We start from the raw sequence: 15,561 nt of genomic DNA, 5'->3' as shown, positions 1-15,561 counted from the left end.
GCGCAGAGTCGGAAGCCGCCCCGCAGGACGCCGCCCGGGACGGAGTGCGCCGTGGAGAACCCCTGTGTCGCCGTGGTGGTCGCATGAGCGCGCCGCCGGTGCGGATCGGCCTGGTCGGCTACGGCAAGGGCGGCCGCCTCTTCCACGCTCCGCTGATCGAGCACGCCGAGGGCTGCGAGCTGGGCGGCGTCGTCGTCCGGTCGCCCGAACGGCGCGCGGCGCTCGCGGCCGACCTCCCCGGCGTACCGGTCGCGGGCAGCCTCGCCGAGCTGGCCGACGCCGGCGTGGACGCGGTCGTGGTCACCACGCCGCTCGACTCGCACGTCCCGCTCGTGCGCGAGGCGATCGACCTCGGGCTGCCGGTCGTCTGCGACAAGCCGTTCGCCCGCGACGCGGCGGCAGCGCGGGAGACCGTGCTCGCCGCCGAGCGGGCCGGCGTCCTGCTGACGGTCTACCAGAACCGGCGGTGGGACGCGGACTACCGGACCGTCCGGGAGGTGGTCGCCGCGGGCACGCTCGGGGAGGTCCTGCACGTCGAGTCCCGGATGGAGCAGCCGCCGCAGCCGGAGGGCCTCCCGGTGACCGGTGGCGGCGCGCTGCTCGACCTGGGCAGCCACGCGGTCGACCAGGCGCTGCACCTGTTCGGCCCGGTCCGGTCGGTCTACGCCGAGTTGACCATGGCGCCGGGTGTGGACGGGGTCGACGCGGGGTTCTTCGTGGCCCTCCGGCACGACGGCGGGGTGACCTCGCACGTGACCGGCAACTGGGCGCGGCAGGGGGACGTCGGCTCGCGCTTCCGGGTCGACGGCGCCGCGGCCACCCTGGTCGTACCCGACGACGACGGACAGACCGCGCCGCTGATGGCCGGCCGGACGCCCCGGTCGGAGGGCGCCGCGTGGGGCACGGTCCCCGAGAGCCGGTGGGGTGCCGTCCACCGCGGCGGCGTCGCCGTCCCCGTGCCCTCGCAGCGCGGGGACTGGAGCGCCTTCTACACCGGCTTGGCCCGCGCCGTCCGGGGGGACGGGCCGCCCCCGGTCGACCCGTGGGACGCGGTCAGCTGCCTCGCGGTGCTCGAGGCCGCACGGGCGAGCGCGGCCCGAGGGCAGGTGGTCGCGCCCGCTGCCGGCCGGCCGGGATGACGGCGACGGGAGACCCTCCGATGCCGCGACCGCGCTGGTTCACTTCTCGCATGGTCGCACCCCTGCCGGAGCCGGGTCCGGAGATCGATCCCGACCAGCCGGTGCCGGACGATCCGGCCGAGCTGCTCCCCGACGCCCCCCAGCCGCTCCCGCCCCCGCCGATCGAGTCGACACCGGACGATCCCGGCGGCGACCCCGGAGGCGTGCCCGAGCCCGCCTGACCCGCGCACCGTCCACGGAGCGGTCCCCGAGGCCGACGCGCTCCTCGCCGACCGGCCGTTCGACGTGCGCTCGCTGGTCAGCAGCCATCTGCGGTTCCAGCTCCGCCCCGCCGGGATCGTCGGCATCCTGGACGGCCTCGCCGGGTGAGACCCCGCCGGCGGCGTCGAGGCGGCCCTGTGGGGATGCCTCCGCCGCCCTAACCTCGGAGCGGTGAGCGTGGAGCGGGCCGCAGCGTCGTCGGGTGTCGGCTTCCGGTCGGAGCGTGGCCCGGTCCTCGTCGGGATCATGCTGTCCACCGCCCTGGTCGCCATCGACGCGACCGTGATCGCCACCGCCGTCCCGTCGATCGTGGCCAGCCTCGGCGGCTTCGCCGAGTTCCCGTGGCTGTTCTCCGTCTACCTGCTCGCGCAGGCGGTGACGGTCCCGGTCTACGGCAAGCTGGCCGACGTCTTCGGCCGCAAGCCGGTGATGCTCGTCGGCATCGGCCTGTTCCTCCTCGGTTCGATCCTCTGCGGCCTGGCGTGGAGCATGGGCGCCCTCATCGCGTTCCGGGCGGTGCAGGGCCTGGGTGCCGGCGCGGTCCAGCCGATGGCGATGACGATGGTCGGGGACCTGTACTCGCTGGAGGAGCGGGCGAAGGTGCAGGGCTACATCGCCAGCGTCTGGGCCGTCTCGTCGGTCGTGGGCCCGACGCTCGGCGGCGTCCTCTCCCAGTACGTCAGCTGGCGGTGGATCTTCCTCGTCAACATCCCGCTGTGCCTGATCGCCGCGGCGGCGATCGGCCTGCGGTTCACCGAGCGGGTCGACCGGCGCCGTCCGCGGATCGACCACGCCGGGGCCGCGACGCTCACCGTCGCCCTCACCCTGCTGATCCTCGGCCTGCTCGAGGGCGGCCAGGCCTGGGCGTGGCGGTCCCCGCAGAGCATCGCCGTCCTCGCCGGCGGCGCCGTCCTGCTCGGGGTGTTCGTCCTCATCGAGCGCCGGGCGGCCGATCCGGTCGTCCCGCTCCGGCTGCTGCGGAACCGGCTGCTCGTCGCGACGAACCTGGTCGCCGCCTGCGTCGGGGCCGTCCTGCTCGGCCTGACGTCGTACGTGCCGACGTTCGTCCAGGACGTGCTGGGCACGGGTCCTCTGGTCGCCGGCTTCGCGCTGGCCGCGCTCACGATGGGCTGGCCGATCTCGGCGGCGCTGTCCGGCCGGGTCTACCTGCGGATCGGCATCCGGTCCACCGCGCTCATCGGCGCCGCCGTCGTCGTCCTCGGCGCGGCGCTGCTGCTCCTGCTCGACGGGTCCTCCAGCGTGGTCCAGGTCGGCGCGACGTCGTTCGTGATCGGTCTGGGCATGGGGTTCACCGCGGCGCCGACGCTGATCGCCGCGCAGGCGGCGGTCCAGTGGCACCAGCGCGGGGTGGTCACCGGCTCCAACATGTTCTTCCGCTCCGCGGGCAGCGCCGTCGGGGTCGCCGTCTTCGGCGCGATCGTCAACGCGACCCTCGGCCGGTCGGGGGTGGAGGGCGACCGGGTGGCGCCGGAGGCGCTCACCACCGCGGTGCACCACGTCTTCCTGGCGACGACGGTGCTGGCCGTGGCGATGCTCGCCGCGGTGCTCCTCATGCCCCGCGACCGTGGCCGCCCGCAGACGCCGGCGCAGGAGGCCACCGGGGTCGCCACCGGCTGATCCCGGCCGGTCAGTCGGGGGTCGGCCCCGACCGGCCGCGGGCGACACCGAGGTGGTGCGCGACGGCCGCGCCCAGGGCGGCGGCGTCGGCGGCGACCGTGACGATCGTCGCCCCCTCGGCCTCGTAGCCGGCAGCCTCCTCGCCGCTGTGGGCGTGGACGCCGACGGGCACGCCCGCCGCTGCGGCCCGCGCGATGATCGAGGACAGGATCCCGCGCAGTTCCGCCCGGTGCTCCGCACCGGTCAACTCCAGGGACAGCGAGAGGTCCCCCGGCCCCACGTAGATCCCGTCCACCCCCTCCACGGCGAGGACGGCGTCGAGGTCGTCGAGCGCGGTCGCCGACTCCACCATCACCACCACCAGGGGCTCGTCGGCCCCACCGGAGAGCCGCCCGATCGACCGGCCGCCGGCCGGGGCTTACCGGCCGGCGGCGACGACCTCCCGCGCGTGGCCGGCATCGCGCACGTTGGGCACGATGACGCCGCGGGCGCCCAGGTCCAGCGGGCGGCCGACGTCGGCGAAGTGGGGGCTGCGGGCCCGGACGAGCGGCACCGAGCCCGCTGCGGTGACGGCGGCGGCGACCCCCGGCAGCTCCGCCTCGGTCCGGGCGCCGTGCTGGAGATCGACGACGACGAAGTCCGCGCCGGTCCGCGCCAGGACCTCTCCGGTCACCGCCCCCGGCAGCACGCTCCACACGCCGTGGCACGCCCGGCCCTCGGCCCACCGCTGGCGGAGGTCGACCTCGCTGATCGTCATTCCAGGACCCCTCGTCGTCGGACACCCGCTCGCCGCGGGCGCGAGAGCACCGTCGTCGCGACGAGGGCCGAGCACACGGCGGCGACGGTGACGACGACGACCGCGAGCCCGACGGACCCCGCCGCGAGGGGCACGAGGAAGACGACGACGGCGGCGCCCAGGATCAGGACCGGAGGGATGACCGGCCGGCGCACGATCGGGGCGTGCACCGCCCACAGCAGGACGAGGAACACGGCCACGGGGACCGCCACCGCGTAGCCGACGCCGGTCTCGGACACCTCGAGGTGGTGGCCGGTGGACTCCACCGCGACCTCGAGCCCCGCGCCGACGGCCGCGAGCGCCGCGAAGATGCCGTAGTGGCCGTACCCCCAGACGAAGGACCGATGGCGCCGGGTGGCGAGCCCCTCCCCCGCCGGCTCCAGGAAGTACTGCCACCAGAGGGCGAACAGCAGGACCAGCCCGCCCAGGGCGATGGCCACCAGGGACCGGCTCACACCCGACCCCGCCGCTGATGCCGCCTGCACGCCGGTCGACGCGGCCAGCACGCTCTCCCCGAGCAGGATGATCGTGAACAGGCCGTAGCGCTCGGCGATGTGGTGCGGGTGCCAGCTGGTGGACCGGGCCCGCTCCGCCCACCGCGGGACCGCCAGCTCGAGGACGACCAGACCCAGGAACACCGGCAGCAGCGACGCCTCCGGCAGCACCCCGGTCTCCGCGAGCACGAGGCGGGCGAGCCAGCCGACCTGGACGACCGAGATCCCGAGCGCGTAGCGGACGGCGGTGCGCCGGCTCGCGGGGTCCTCCCTCCCCGCCCGCAGCCACTGCGCGACCAGGCCGACCCGCATGACGAGGTAGCCGATGGTGATGGCGCGGTAGTCGGCGTCCTCGAAGGCGACCGGCACCCCCGCCGCGAGCACCAGCACGCCCGCCATCTGGACCATCGTCAGGAGCCGGTAGGGGACGTCGTCGGTGTCGTAGGACGAGGCGAACCAGGTGAAGTTCATCCACGCCCACCAGATCGCGAAGAACACCTGGAGGAACGGCGTCAGGTCGTCCAGGGCGTGTCCGGTCGCGATCCCGTGGGCGAGCTGCGCCGTGATGCTCGCGACGGCGACGACGAACGTCAGGTCGAACAACAGCTCCAGCGGGCTGGACGCCCGGTGCGGCTCGTCGGTCGACCGTTCCCTCATCGGGACGTGCACGTGGCTGCCCGACGGTCCTGCCTCATCCGTCACCGGGCCAGGCTAGGGAGTCCGGCACTGCCGGGGCGAGGGCCGACGCGGATGGAGTCGACCCGGTCCGCCGGCGCTCCCCGGCAGCACAATGGAACCGCTCCCCCGACCGATGGGATCGCCATGGACGCCGTCAAGACGTGGACCGTTCAAGTCGACATCGACGAGCACGAGGGCCGCACCCGCGCCGTCGCCCGGCTGCGCACCGAGGGCCAGTCCCTGACCGGGACCGGGCTCGCGCGGCTCAACCCCGGGGACCGCGACGTGCCCGAGATCGGGGACGAGCTGGCGGTGGCCCGGGCGCTGTCGGAGCTGAGCCACCTCCTGCTCGACACGGCCGCTCGGGACATCGAGCAGACCAGCGGGGTGCCCGCCCATCCCGCCCTGTGACGCCCGGGCGGCCGGCCCCGCTCATCCTCCGGCGGCGCCGAGGAGCACGGCCAGCGTGGCGACCGAGCCCACGATCGCGGCGCCGTAGCAGAGCACCGCGACCGTCCGCTTCTTCTTGATCTGGAGCCCGTCGTACAGCGTGTACCGGAAGCGGTGGGCGCTGTGCACCAGCAGCAGCACGAACGCGCCCACGAGGACCACGACAGTCACCGGGTGGCCGACGACGGCGAGCACGTCCCCGTGGTCCGGCGGGTCGAGCCAGCCCAGCGGGAGGGCCAGGCCGAACACGAGGATCAGGCTCGGCAGGAACACCGCGGCCAGCACCCCGCCGGCGCTGAACATCAGCCACACGAGCGGCTCCACCCGCCGCCTGGTCACGGCGTCACCCACGTCATCGCGTCACCAGCCAGAGCACGAACCCGGAGACCACCACCAGGCCGGTGTACTGGCCGGCGATGATGTGGAAGTCCGGCACCTTCTGGCCCGCGACCCGCACCCCCATCGCCTGCGGGGTGAGGCTGAACCAGGTCACCGTGTGCAGCAGCACGAAGACCAGCGCGACGACGTTCAGCGCGGTCACCCACGGCGAGGAGGCCCAGTCGAGGAAGCGCTGGTAGGCCGCCTCCCCCCGACCGACCGCGTAGAGGAACAGCACCAGGTAGACCACGAACCAGGCGATGAAGACGCTGCTCAGCTCGCGCAGCACGAAGACGAGGTAGGTCCGCTTCCTGGTCCACCACCAGGTCGAGATCCGGGGGCGGTAGGGGCGCAGGCCGGTCGGCGTACCCCCGGAGGGAGTCACCGCGCCCGCCGAGGGAGTCACCGTGCCCCCCGCGGGAGCAGGAACGCCTTCACCGTCTGCAGCGCCGCCTTGAGCTTGTAGCGCTGGATGGCCGACGCGGGGTCCACGTGCTTGGGACAGACCCGCGTGCACTCGCCGACGAAGGTGCAGCCCCAGACGCCGTCGTGCTCGATGAGCACGTCGAGGCGCTGCCGGTTCCCCACGTCCCGCGAGTCGAGGTCGTACCGCTCGGCGAGGGCGATCGCGGCCGGGCCGATGAACTCGGGGTCGAGGCCGTACACCGGGCAGGCGGCGTAGCAGAGCATGCAGTTGATGCACATGCTGAACTGGCTGTAGGCCTCCAGTTGCTGAGGCGACTGGAGGAACTCCACGTCGGGTTCGACGTTCCCGTGGTCTTCCTTCGGGATGATCCACGGCTTGACCCGCGGCAGCTTCTCCATGAAGTCGGTCAGGTCGACGACGAGATCCCGGATCACGGGGAAGTTCGACAGCGGCTCGATCGTGACCGGCCCCGGTGCGTAGTCGCTCAGGAACGTCGCGCAGGTCAGCTTGGGTTCGCCGTCGACGGTCATGCCGCAGCTGCCGCAGATGCCCATCCGGCACGACCAGCGGAACGACAGGGTGGTGTCGACCTCGTTCTTGACGTGGTTGAGGCCGTCGAGGACCGTCCACTCCTTCCGCAGGGGGACGTCGTACTCCTGCCAGTGCGGCTCCGAGTCCTCGTCGGGCCGGAACCGGGACACCCTGAGCCGGATGCTGTCCGCCATGTCTACCTGCCGTAGACCCGCTCGCCCGGGGGCCAGCGGGTGATGGTCACCGGGAGGCGCTCGACCCGCGCCGTCCCGTCGGGATCGCGGAGAACCAGCAGATGGGTCAGGAAGCGTTCGTCGTCGCGGCCCGGGAAGTCGGTGCGCTGGTGCGCCCCCCGCGACTCCTCACGCTGCATGCCGGACTGGAGGACGCACTCGCTGATGTCGAGCATGTTGACCAGCTCGAGGGCGGCCGTGAGCTCGGTGTTGAACGCACGGCTCGCGTCCGCGAGGCCGACGTTGCCGACGCGCTCCTGCAGCTCGGCGAGGGTGTCCGCGCCCTTGGCCATCGCGGGTCCGGTCCGGAAGATGCCCGCGGCGTCCTCCATCGTGGCCTGCATGGCGTCGCGGATCGCGGCGATGCTCTCGGTGCCCGGTCCCTTGCCGAGGAGGTCCCGCTCCAGGCGGCGCACCTCGTCGGCCGCCTGGGCCTCGACGACGGACGGCGTCCCGCCCGCGGTGGCGGCGTACTCGGCCGCCGCCCGACCCGCCCGCGCGCCGAACACCAGGCACTCGGGCAGCGAGTTGGAGCCGAGCCGGTTGGCTCCGTTGATGCTCACGCACGCGGTCTCGCCCGCGGCGTACAGCCCTCCGAGGGGCGTCGCTCCGTCGATGTCGGTGGAGACCCCGCCCATCATGTAGTGCACCACCGGGCGGACCGGGACCAGCTCGTGCACGGGGTCGATCCGCTCGTACTTCAGGCACAGCTCGCGCACGAAGGGCAGCTTCGTGTCGATGAGCTTCTCGCCCAGGTGCCGCAGGTCGAGGTGGACGATCGGGCCGTAGGGCGAGTCGGTGGTGCGGCCCTTCTCGACCTCGTGCACGAAGGCCTGTGACAGGCGGTCGCGGGGCCCGAGCTCCATGCTCCTGAGCTCGGGGGTCGGAGACGGCTTGCCCAGGTCGTAGTCCTGCAGGTAGCGGTAGCCGTCCCTGTTCAGCAGCCAGCCGCCCTCGGCACGGGCGGCCTCGGTGATGAGGATGCCGGTGAACGGCAGACCGGTCGGGTGGTACTGCACGAACTCCATGTCCTTCAGCGGCGCGCCCGCACGATAGGCCAGGGCCATGCCGTCGCCGGTGTTGATGTTGGCGTTCGTGGTGAACGGGAAGACCTTGCCGCAGCCGCCGGTGCACAGGACGACGGCCTTCGCGGTGATCGCCTGGATCCGCCCGGTCATCAGCCCGATCGCCACGACGCCGTGCACCCGGCCGTCGTCGACGAGCAGCCGGGTGACGAACTCCTCGTCGTACCGCCGGACCTCGCCGTACTTCAGCGACGTCTGGAACAGCGCGTGCAGCATGTGGAACCCGGTCTTGTCCGCGGCGAACCAGGTGCGCATCTTCTTCATGCCGCCGAACGCGCGGACCGCGACGCGGCCGTCCGGACGCCGGCTCCAGGGGCAGCCCCAGTGCTCGAGCTGCAGGAGCTCCTCGGGGGCCTCCCGGACGAAGGCCTCGATGGCGTCCTGGTCGCCGAGCCAGTCGCTGCCCGACACCGTGTCGTAGCAGTGCTCGTCGAGGCTGTCGTCGGCGGCGATGACGCCGGCGGCGCCGCCCTCGGCCGACACCGTGTGGCTGCGCATCGGATAGACCTTGGAGATCACGGCGACGTCGAGCCGGGCGTCGGTCTCGGCGAGGGCGATGGCAGCCCGGAGGCCGGCTGCGCCTCCTCCCACGATCAGGACGTCGTGCGCGGCGCGTACGACGTCACTCACCTCGCCACTCCTCGTCGGCCAGCACCTTGCCGCTGTGGTGGACGACCATGCGGTGGACGCTGCCGTCGTGGAACTCCTCCCTGGTGCTTCGGCAGCCGCAGGAGTAGCGCAGGTCCTCGGTGATCAGGCCCTGGTGGTCCTCGGTCACGTACTGCTCGCCGCCGTGCCTGCGTCCACACGGTGCGAGCCTCGGCTCGAAGACGGCGGCGGCTGCACTCACGGCTCACCTCCCCCGGCGCTGGGACAGTGATCTGCAGCGTGCTCCCCACCCGCCGGGTTGTGAAGTGCTCCCGGCCCGGGTGCGCCCCTCCTGGGCGGGCCTACCGAACCGGGTGCGCGCCCGTCGCCCCCAGCCGCGGCCGGGGCCGCAGTCCGGCGGCCACGTAGCACGCGTCGATCAACCGCATCGTGGCGACGGCGTCGTCGGCGTCGATCGGCATCGGCACCCCCTCCCGAACGGCCCGGACGAACGCCTCCAGCTGGTAGGTGTACGACGACCGCGTGCCGTGGCGCTCCACGTGCCGGCCGGCCGGCGTCTCGATGACCAGCCGGTCGTCCAGGTGCGGCTCGACGAAGTTCGCGACGAGCGCCTCGCCGCGGCTCCCGACGACCCGGTAGGTCATCTGCCGGCGGTCACTGGCCATGTGGCAGCGGGCCACCCCGGTGGCTCCCGAGGGGAAGCGCAGCCGCGCCTCCAGCCACTCGTCCACCCCCGGCGCACCGGGCCGCTCCCCCGCCCGGGCGTCGACCAGTTCCGGTTCCCCGCCACCCCACGGCGCGAGGACCCGCTGGGCGTGCAGGCTGTAGCAGCCGAGGTCCATCGTGGCGCCGCCGGCGAGGGCCAGCGACCAGCGGGGGTCGTCGGCCCCCGGGTCGCGGATCTCCAGCGTCGTCTCGACGTGCACCAGCTCCCCCAGCTCCCCGGAGGCCAGGAGCTCGTGCAGCCGGCGGGTCACCGGGTGGTGCAGGTAGTGGAAGCCCTCGACGACGACCAGGCCGCGGCCGCGGGCAGCGGCCGCGACGTCGGCCGCCTCCTCGGCGTTCGCGGCGAACGGCTTCTCCGACAGCACGTGCTTGCCGGCGTCGATCGCGGCTCGGTTCCAGGTGCCGTGCAGCGCGTTGGGCAGCGGGTCGTAGACGGCCTCGACCTCGGGCGCGGCGACGACGTCGGCGTAGGAGTCCAGCGCCTGTTCCACCCCGTGCTCCGCCGCGAACCCCGAGGCGCGCGCCCGGTCGCGGGCGGCGATCGCCACCAGGCGGGTCCCGGTCGCCCGGGCCGGCCCGACGATGGCCAGCTCGGCGATGCGGGCCGCGCCCAGCACGCCGATCCGGAGCGGTTCACCGGGCTCGGCACCGGTGCCGGTCATGCGATGCGCACCTCGTCGATCCGCACCGGCCGGTGTTCCTTCCACGACCGGGCGCAGGCCTCGGCGATCCAGTCCGCCTCCAGCCCGTCGGCGACCGTGCACGGCGAGGGCCGCTCCCCGGCGACGACCTCGAGGAAGGTCTCGAACTCCGCCCGGAAGGCCGGCTGGAACCGGTCCATGAAGAACCGGTGCGGCGGGCCGGCCGGGAAGCCGATCCCGGGTTCGGTGGCGCGGATCGGCCACCCGTCGTCGACACCTGCGGCGACGCTGTCCTCCGAGCCGTGGACCTCCAGCCGCACGTCGTAGCCGCGCCCGTTGTAGCGGGTGTTCGACACGACCCCGAGCGCGCCGTCGGCGAAGGTGACGATGGCGGCGGAGGTGTCGACGTCGTCGTAGCGGCGGAAGAAGTCCGCGCCCCGGTTGCTGCCGGTGGCGTACACCTCGACGGCTTCCTGGCCGGTGACCCAGCGGATGGCGTCGAAGTCGTGCACGCCGCAGTCGCGGAACATCCCTCCGGAGACCGCCACGTACTCGGGAGGCGGCGGCTCGGGGTCGAGCGTGGTGGACCGGATCGTGGTGATCCAGCCGAGCTCCCCGCTGACGACCGCAGCCCGGGCCGCGGCGATGGCGGCGTCGTACCGGCGCTGGAAGCCGATCTGGACCGGCACGGTGGAGCCCTCGAGCCGGCGGAGCAGCTCGGCTCCCGCCGCTCCGGTCTGCGCCACCGGCTTCTCGCACAGCGTCGGCAACCCGGCCTCCACGCAGGCGAGGACCAGCTCGGGGTGCGCGTCGGTCCCCGCCGCGATGACCACCCCGTCGACGCCGGAGGCGAGCAGCGCCGCCACGGAGTCGACCCCCTCGACCCCGTCGGCCCGGTGGCGGTCGACCACCTGCTCGGTCTTCGCCGGGACGAGGTCGGTGACCACGAGCGACTCGATCGCCGGGATCCCGGCCAGCGTGCCGGCGTGGAACGCCCCGATCCTGCCGAGCCCGATGAGTCCGATCCGCATGCTGCGCGCCTCTCTGTCGATGGTGGACGGGCCCTCAGCCGCGTGCTGCCGGTGCCGTGGTGGGGTCTGCCGGGGGTGGTGCCCCGGTCCACGCGGCACGGAGCAGGGCCTCGACGCCGTCGCGAGTGACCGGCCGGGGGTTGGCGTACGGATCGGCGACGGCGAGGTCGGCGATCCGCGGGATGTCCGCCTCCGCCATGCCCAGCTCGCGCAGCGAGCGGGGGGCGCCGAGCCGGCCGGCCAGCTGCCACAGCTCGGCGGCCGGGTCCGGCACGCCGCCGAGGGCGCGGGCCAGCGCGGCGACCGCGTCCGGGGCGGCGGGCTGGTTGTAGGCCAGCGCGTGCGGCAGGACGACGGTGTGCGTCTGGGCGTGCGGCAGGTCCAGCGTGCCGCCGAGGGTGTGGCAGAGCTTGTGGTGCAGCGACATCGTCGTCGCGGCCAGCACCGCGCCGCACAGCCAGGCGCCGTACTGCGCCTCGCCGCGGCCCTCGAGGTCGGACCCGTCGGCCACGACCCGGGGCAGGGCGGCGGCCAGGGCGCGCACGCCCTCCTCGGCCATCAGCGAGACGATCGGCGTCGCGTCGGGGGCGTACAGGCCCTCGACGGAATGGGCGATCGCGTTCATCCCGGAGGTGGCCGACAGCTGCGCGGGGAGGGTGACCGTCAGCTCCGGGTCGTAGAGCACGCTGCGGGGCAGCACCCGCAGATCGCGGCCGGTGCGCTTCTGCCCGCCCTCGGTCAGCCCCCACACCGGCGTCATCTCCGACCCGGCGTAGGTCGTCGGGACGGCGATCACCGGCAGGTCCTGCTCGAGGGCGATCGCCTTGCCCAGCCCGACCGCCGACCCGCCGCCGACGGTGACGCAGCCGTCGGCGCCCCGCTCGGCGGCCACCTCCCGGGCTCGGCGGGCGACCTCGACCGGCACGTGCATCCGCGCCTCGGCCAGCACCCCGGCGGCCTTGTCGCCCAGCGCGGCGGCGACCTGCTCGCCGGTGGCCTCCTGCTCCGGGGAGCACAGCACCAGCACCCGGGTCAGCCCGAGGGCCTCGACCTCGCCGGGCAACGAGGCCAGCGAGCCGGCGCCGAACACGACCCGCATGGGCAGCGCCTGGTAGGTGAACGGGCCGATCACGACGGCGCTCCGCGCACCACGGTCGGCTGCACCTGCGCCGGCTGCGCCGCCGGCGGGGCGTCGCCGGCCCGCAACAGGGACAGGTCGAACGTCAGCGTGCGGAACGGGTTGGGCAGGCCCAGCTCCGCCGCCCGGGCCGGGTCGTCGACCTCGGGCACCTCGCGGATCAGGCTCTCCTTCACCCCGAAGACCGCATCGGAGTCCAGATAGGGGCTGTCGGCGACGAACACGTGCGTGGTCACCGGCCGGTAGCCCTGGGCTGCGACGATGAAGTGCAGGTGCGCCGGCCGGTTCGGATGCCGGCCGGTCGCCGCCAGCAACTGCCCGACCGGGCCGTCGTCGGGGATCGGGTAGAACCGCGGCACCACCGACCGGAACCAGAACCGCCCGTCGGCGTCGGCGGTGAACAGCCCGCGCAGGTTGCCCGCCGGCTGGATGCCGGGCTGCTGGACGTCGTAGAAGCCGTCCTCGTTGGTCTGCCACACGTCCACGCTGGCGCCGGCCAGCGGCTCCCCGTCCGGACCGGTCACCCGCCCCGACACCAGACACGGCGTGCCCTTGCGGTCGAGGTTGATGTCGTCGCCCAGTTCCCGCTCCGGGGACGCCACCATGTGGAACGGACCCAGCACCGTGGACTCGGTGGCGGTCCCCCCGGTGCGGTGGTTGATCGTCTCCACCAGCATCGAGACGCCGAGGACGTCGGACAGCAGGATGAACTCCTGCCGCACCTCGTTGCTCATCTGCCCGGTCCGGGTGAGGAAGTCGATCGCGACCCCCCACTCCTCCTCGGTCAGCTCGACGTCCTTGACGAAGGCGTGCAGGTGCCGCACCAGCGAGGTCAGCACCTGCCTCAGCCGCGCGTCCGGGGTGGCCGCGAAGCTGGCGGCGACCACCTCGGCGGAGCCCTCCTCGGTGAACAGCTCGCCGCCTGATCGGGCGGAGAGCGCGGTGTCGCTGGGCGCATCGGGCATGACGGGCCTCCGGAGGTGGGTCGTCGTGATCGGGTCAGCCGGCCGCGAGGCGCTCCGTGGCGGCCGGTGCCCGCATCGTGGCAGCACGGGCGCGGTCGGACCTCGGTCCGGGGGGCGTCACGACGTCGGAGACGCGTACAGGTCCGGGCGGGGCGGCAGCTCGACCGGGACCCGGCCGCCGGAGTGCAGGGACCGCAGCGCGGCGTCCGAGACGACCTGCGCGACGTAGCCGTCCCAGGCGCCCGGTCCCTGCGGCGGCTGCGCGGCGGCGGCGGTGCCCGCCCACTCCCGCAGCTCGACGTCGTAGGAGAGGGCGAAGCGCTCCCGCCAGTCGCCGGGGACGAGACCGGCGACGGCGCCCTCGCGGCGGATGGTCACCGGCGCGGGGTCGGCCAGCTCGACGGTGCCGGTCTCCCCGGACACCTCGCAGCGGATCTCGTAGCCGTAGTGGACGTTGACCGACACCTCGACGTCGACCAGCACGCCGTCGGACATCTCGAACAGCACCAGCAGCGGGTCCTGCAATTCGCCGCCGCGGCTGCTCTTGCGCGGGGTGAGCACCTGCACGGCGGCGATCTCCCGGCCGAGCAGCCAGCGCAGCTCGTCGATCTCGTGGACCGCGGTGTCGGCGATCGACATGTCCCGCGTGTAGTGCGGGGGCACCGAGGCGTTGCGGTGCGCGCAGTGCACCAGCAGCGGAGCGCCGATGGCGCCGCCGTCCAGCGCCTGTTTGAGGGCACGGTGCGCCGGGTCGTAGCGCCGGTTGAAGCCCACCTGGACCAGCCGGCTGCCGGCGGCGACCTCCGCGTCCACGATCCGGCGGCAGGCCTCCTCCGTGGTGGCCAGCGGCTTCTCGCAGAACACCGGCTTGCCGGCGGCGACGGCCGCGAGCACGTACGGCTCGTGCGTCGGACCCCACGAGGTGACGACGACGGCGTCGACCGCGTCCGAGGCGATCAGCTCCTCGCCGGTGGGCAGCGCCTTCGCGTCCGGGAGCTGCCCGGCCACGGCGGCGGCGCGGTCGGCGTCCGCGTCGGCGACGGCGACCACCCGGCTGCCGCCCGGGCCGCCGTCCAGGCGGCGGATGTGCTCCTGGCCGATCATGCCCACCCCGATGACCCCGACGTCCAGCCCCACGACGGCCTCCCCGACTTCCTGGCCGGCCCGCCGGTGCGGGCCGCGTCGGGGTCAAGGCTGTGGCCGCCACCACAGCAGCGTCAACGTCGCCGATCCCTCAAATACCCATCAATGCCTCAGCGCCCGGACAGGGCATCGACGGGCACGTTGTGCGGGGTGACCACCTGGACGCCGGAGTACCAGGAGCGCGGCGCGCCGGGGAGCGCACCGTGGGCCTGCATGACCACGTGGCAGGCGCGGCGCAGGTCGAGGGCGAGGTCGTGGTGCAGCACCGCCGACAGCCGCCCCTCCTGGAGCAGCGCGAGGTTCTCGGCGTCCAGGTCGTGGGCCACGAACGCGCGGCAGCGCCGCCCGGCGTCGGCGAAGGCGGCGAGGGTCGCGGCGTTGCCGCCGGTGGCGTACAGCGAGTAGGCGGCGGCGATCTCCGGATCGGCGTCGAGCGCCTCGCGGACCAGACCGCGCAGGACCTCGTCGTCCCCGCTGGGGTCGACCAGGTCGACCTGGCGCCGGCCGGGCCGCACCTGCCGCAGGGTCGCGCGGAAACCCATCTCGCGGTCGTCCTCGCCGCGGAAGGAGCCGGTTCCGCGGGTGACCAGCACCGCGCCGCCGTCGTCGCCGAGCCACTGGTCGAGCAGGTAGGCCGCGGTGGCCCCGGCGGCCCGGTTGTCCAGGCCGACGTAGCCGACCCGGCGGCTGGTCGGCAGGTCGGTGACCAGCGTGACGACGGGGACCCCGGCCTCGGCCAGCCGCTCCACCGCCGCGACGACCGGCGGGGTGTCGGGGGCCTTGAGGACGACGCCCTGCGAGCCGCGCCGCGCGATGCCGTCCAGCGTGGCCACCAGCTCCGGGATCGGCGGGGCCTCGGCGAGGTGGAACCGCGCGCGGAAGGTGGCCGGGCGCACCAGCGGCAGCTGTGACTCCAGCGCGGCCCGCACCGCCTGCGAGAAGCGGGCGGGCGCGTCGACGACCACGTCGAGGAAGAACGTCCGGCCGGTCAGCCGCACCTGCGACCGCTGCCGGTCCAGGTCGGCGATCGCGCGGTGCACCTCGTCCACCGTGCTCTGCCGGACGCCGCCGCGCCGGTTGAGGACACGGTCGACGGTCGCCTCGGACAGGCCGGCCTGCCGGGCGATCTCGCGGATCGGGTACGGGTGCGGCACGGGGCCATTCTGAGGGGGAAATGATGGCCCGGCGAGGTTGTGGG

The 15,561-nt window shown here is 74.1% G+C and carries 18 protein-coding genes; 4 read left to right on the top strand and 14 right to left on the bottom strand.

The genetic code is table 11. The features are described from left to right. Nucleotides 1-83: 83 nt before the first annotated feature. The 3 genes from MY520_RS01905 to MY520_RS01895 all read left to right on the top strand — a co-directional run bounded on the left by MY520_RS01905 (nt 84) and on the right by MY520_RS01895 (nt 3,038). Nucleotides 84-1,139, top strand: coding sequence for a Gfo/Idh/MocA family protein (locus MY520_RS01905; protein WP_436689522.1), 1,056 nt, complete (start codon nt 84-86; stop codon nt 1,137-1,139). 50 nt (nt 1,140-1,189) lie between these two features. Beyond that, complete coding sequence (locus tag MY520_RS01900) at nt 1,190-1,360, top strand: hypothetical protein (protein WP_436689520.1); 171 nt, start codon at nt 1,190-1,192, stop codon at nt 1,358-1,360. A 211-nt stretch (nt 1,361-1,571) separates the two neighbouring features. Continuing rightward, nucleotides 1,572-3,038 carry an MDR family MFS transporter gene (locus MY520_RS01895; protein ID WP_436689518.1) on the top strand — a complete coding sequence of 489 codons (1,467 nt, stop codon included), beginning with the start codon at nt 1,572-1,574 and terminating at the stop codon, nt 3,036-3,038. A 10-nt stretch (nt 3,039-3,048) separates the two neighbouring features. On the opposite strand, the gene MY520_RS01890 is transcribed toward MY520_RS01895, so the two are convergent. Genes MY520_RS01890 through MY520_RS01880 form a run of 3 tightly spaced genes read right to left on the bottom strand, consistent with a single transcriptional unit; the run spans nt 3,049 to nt 5,030 of the window. Beyond that, nucleotides 3,049-3,399 carry an aldolase/citrate lyase family protein gene (locus MY520_RS01890; RefSeq protein WP_436689516.1) on the bottom strand — a complete coding sequence of 117 codons (351 nt, stop codon included), beginning with the start codon at nt 3,397-3,399 and terminating at the stop codon, nt 3,049-3,051. Nucleotides 3,400-3,456: 57 nt separating this feature from the next. Beyond that, nucleotides 3,457-3,795: a hypothetical protein gene (locus tag MY520_RS01885; RefSeq protein WP_436689514.1), complete on the bottom strand. Its 339-nt coding sequence runs from the start codon at nt 3,793-3,795 to the stop codon at nt 3,457-3,459. Then, nucleotides 3,792-5,030: a low temperature requirement protein A gene (locus tag MY520_RS01880; RefSeq protein ID WP_436689512.1), complete on the bottom strand. Its 1,239-nt coding sequence runs from the start codon at nt 5,028-5,030 to the stop codon at nt 3,792-3,794. Before MY520_RS01880 ends, MY520_RS01885 begins: the two co-directional genes overlap by 4 nt. Nucleotides 5,031-5,150: 120 nt before the next feature. On the opposite strand from MY520_RS01880, the gene MY520_RS01875 reads away from it, so the two are divergent. Further along, nucleotides 5,151-5,417 carry a DUF1876 domain-containing protein gene (locus MY520_RS01875; RefSeq protein WP_436689510.1) on the top strand — a complete coding sequence of 89 codons (267 nt, stop codon included), beginning with the start codon at nt 5,151-5,153 and terminating at the stop codon, nt 5,415-5,417. 21 nt (nt 5,418-5,438) lie between these two features. Here the strand turns inward: MY520_RS01875 and frdD are convergent, their stop codons facing one another. The 11 genes from frdD to MY520_RS01820 all read right to left on the bottom strand — a co-directional run bounded on the left by frdD (nt 5,439) and on the right by MY520_RS01820 (nt 15,517). Further along, nucleotides 5,439-5,795 carry a fumarate reductase subunit FrdD gene (gene frdD / locus MY520_RS01870; RefSeq protein WP_436689509.1) on the bottom strand — a complete coding sequence of 119 codons (357 nt, stop codon included), beginning with the start codon at nt 5,793-5,795 and terminating at the stop codon, nt 5,439-5,441. A 13-nt stretch (nt 5,796-5,808) separates the two neighbouring features. Next, nucleotides 5,809-6,219, bottom strand: coding sequence for a hypothetical protein (locus MY520_RS01865; protein WP_436689507.1), 411 nt, complete (start codon nt 6,217-6,219; stop codon nt 5,809-5,811). Nucleotides 6,220-6,236: 17 nt separating this feature from the next. Beyond that, entirely contained in the window at nt 6,237-6,986 is a 750-nt protein-coding gene (locus tag MY520_RS01860; protein WP_436689505.1) for a succinate dehydrogenase/fumarate reductase iron-sulfur subunit, read from the bottom strand. 2 nt (nt 6,987-6,988) lie between these two features. Beyond that, nucleotides 6,989-8,740, bottom strand: a complete 1,752-nt coding sequence (gene frdA / locus MY520_RS01855; RefSeq protein ID WP_436689503.1) for a fumarate reductase (quinol) flavoprotein subunit — start codon at nt 8,738-8,740, stop codon at nt 6,989-6,991. After that, nucleotides 8,733-8,960, bottom strand: coding sequence for a hypothetical protein (locus MY520_RS01850; protein ID WP_436689501.1), 228 nt, complete (start codon nt 8,958-8,960; stop codon nt 8,733-8,735). Before MY520_RS01850 ends, frdA begins: the two co-directional genes overlap by 8 nt. A gap of 100 nt (nt 8,961-9,060) precedes the next feature. Continuing rightward, entirely contained in the window at nt 9,061-10,107 is a 1,047-nt protein-coding gene (locus MY520_RS01845; RefSeq protein WP_436689499.1) for a Gfo/Idh/MocA family protein, read from the bottom strand. Further along, nucleotides 10,104-11,117 carry a Gfo/Idh/MocA family protein gene (locus MY520_RS01840; protein WP_436689497.1) on the bottom strand — a complete coding sequence of 338 codons (1,014 nt, stop codon included), beginning with the start codon at nt 11,115-11,117 and terminating at the stop codon, nt 10,104-10,106. The genes MY520_RS01845 and MY520_RS01840 overlap by 4 nt, the downstream gene beginning before the upstream one ends. A 34-nt stretch (nt 11,118-11,151) precedes the next feature. Next, nucleotides 11,152-12,249 (bottom strand): maleylacetate reductase, encoded by a 1,098-nt coding sequence (locus MY520_RS01835; RefSeq protein WP_436689495.1) that lies wholly within the window; start codon nt 12,247-12,249, stop codon nt 11,152-11,154. After that, the gene (locus MY520_RS01830; protein ID WP_436689493.1) at nt 12,246-13,220 is read right to left on the bottom strand and encodes an intradiol ring-cleavage dioxygenase; all 975 of its coding nucleotides are present in this window, start codon (nt 13,218-13,220) and stop codon (nt 12,246-12,248) included. The genes MY520_RS01835 and MY520_RS01830 overlap by 4 nt, the downstream gene beginning before the upstream one ends. A gap of 117 nt (nt 13,221-13,337) precedes the next feature. Beyond that, nucleotides 13,338-14,357, bottom strand: a complete 1,020-nt coding sequence (locus MY520_RS01825) for a Gfo/Idh/MocA family oxidoreductase (protein ID WP_436689491.1) — start codon at nt 14,355-14,357, stop codon at nt 13,338-13,340. Between the two features lie 116 nt (nt 14,358-14,473). Then, on the bottom strand, nt 14,474-15,517 hold the full coding sequence (locus tag MY520_RS01820; RefSeq protein WP_436689489.1) for a LacI family DNA-binding transcriptional regulator: 1,044 nt from the start codon (nt 15,515-15,517) through the stop codon (nt 14,474-14,476). Nucleotides 15,518-15,561 lie beyond the last annotated feature (44 nt).

The organism is Geodermatophilus sp. CPCC 205506, from assembly GCF_051383635.1.
In the GTDB taxonomy this organism is placed as follows: Bacteria; Actinomycetota; Actinomycetes; order Mycobacteriales; family Geodermatophilaceae; genus Geodermatophilus.
This window is presented reverse-complemented; position numbering and strand designations above follow the sequence as displayed.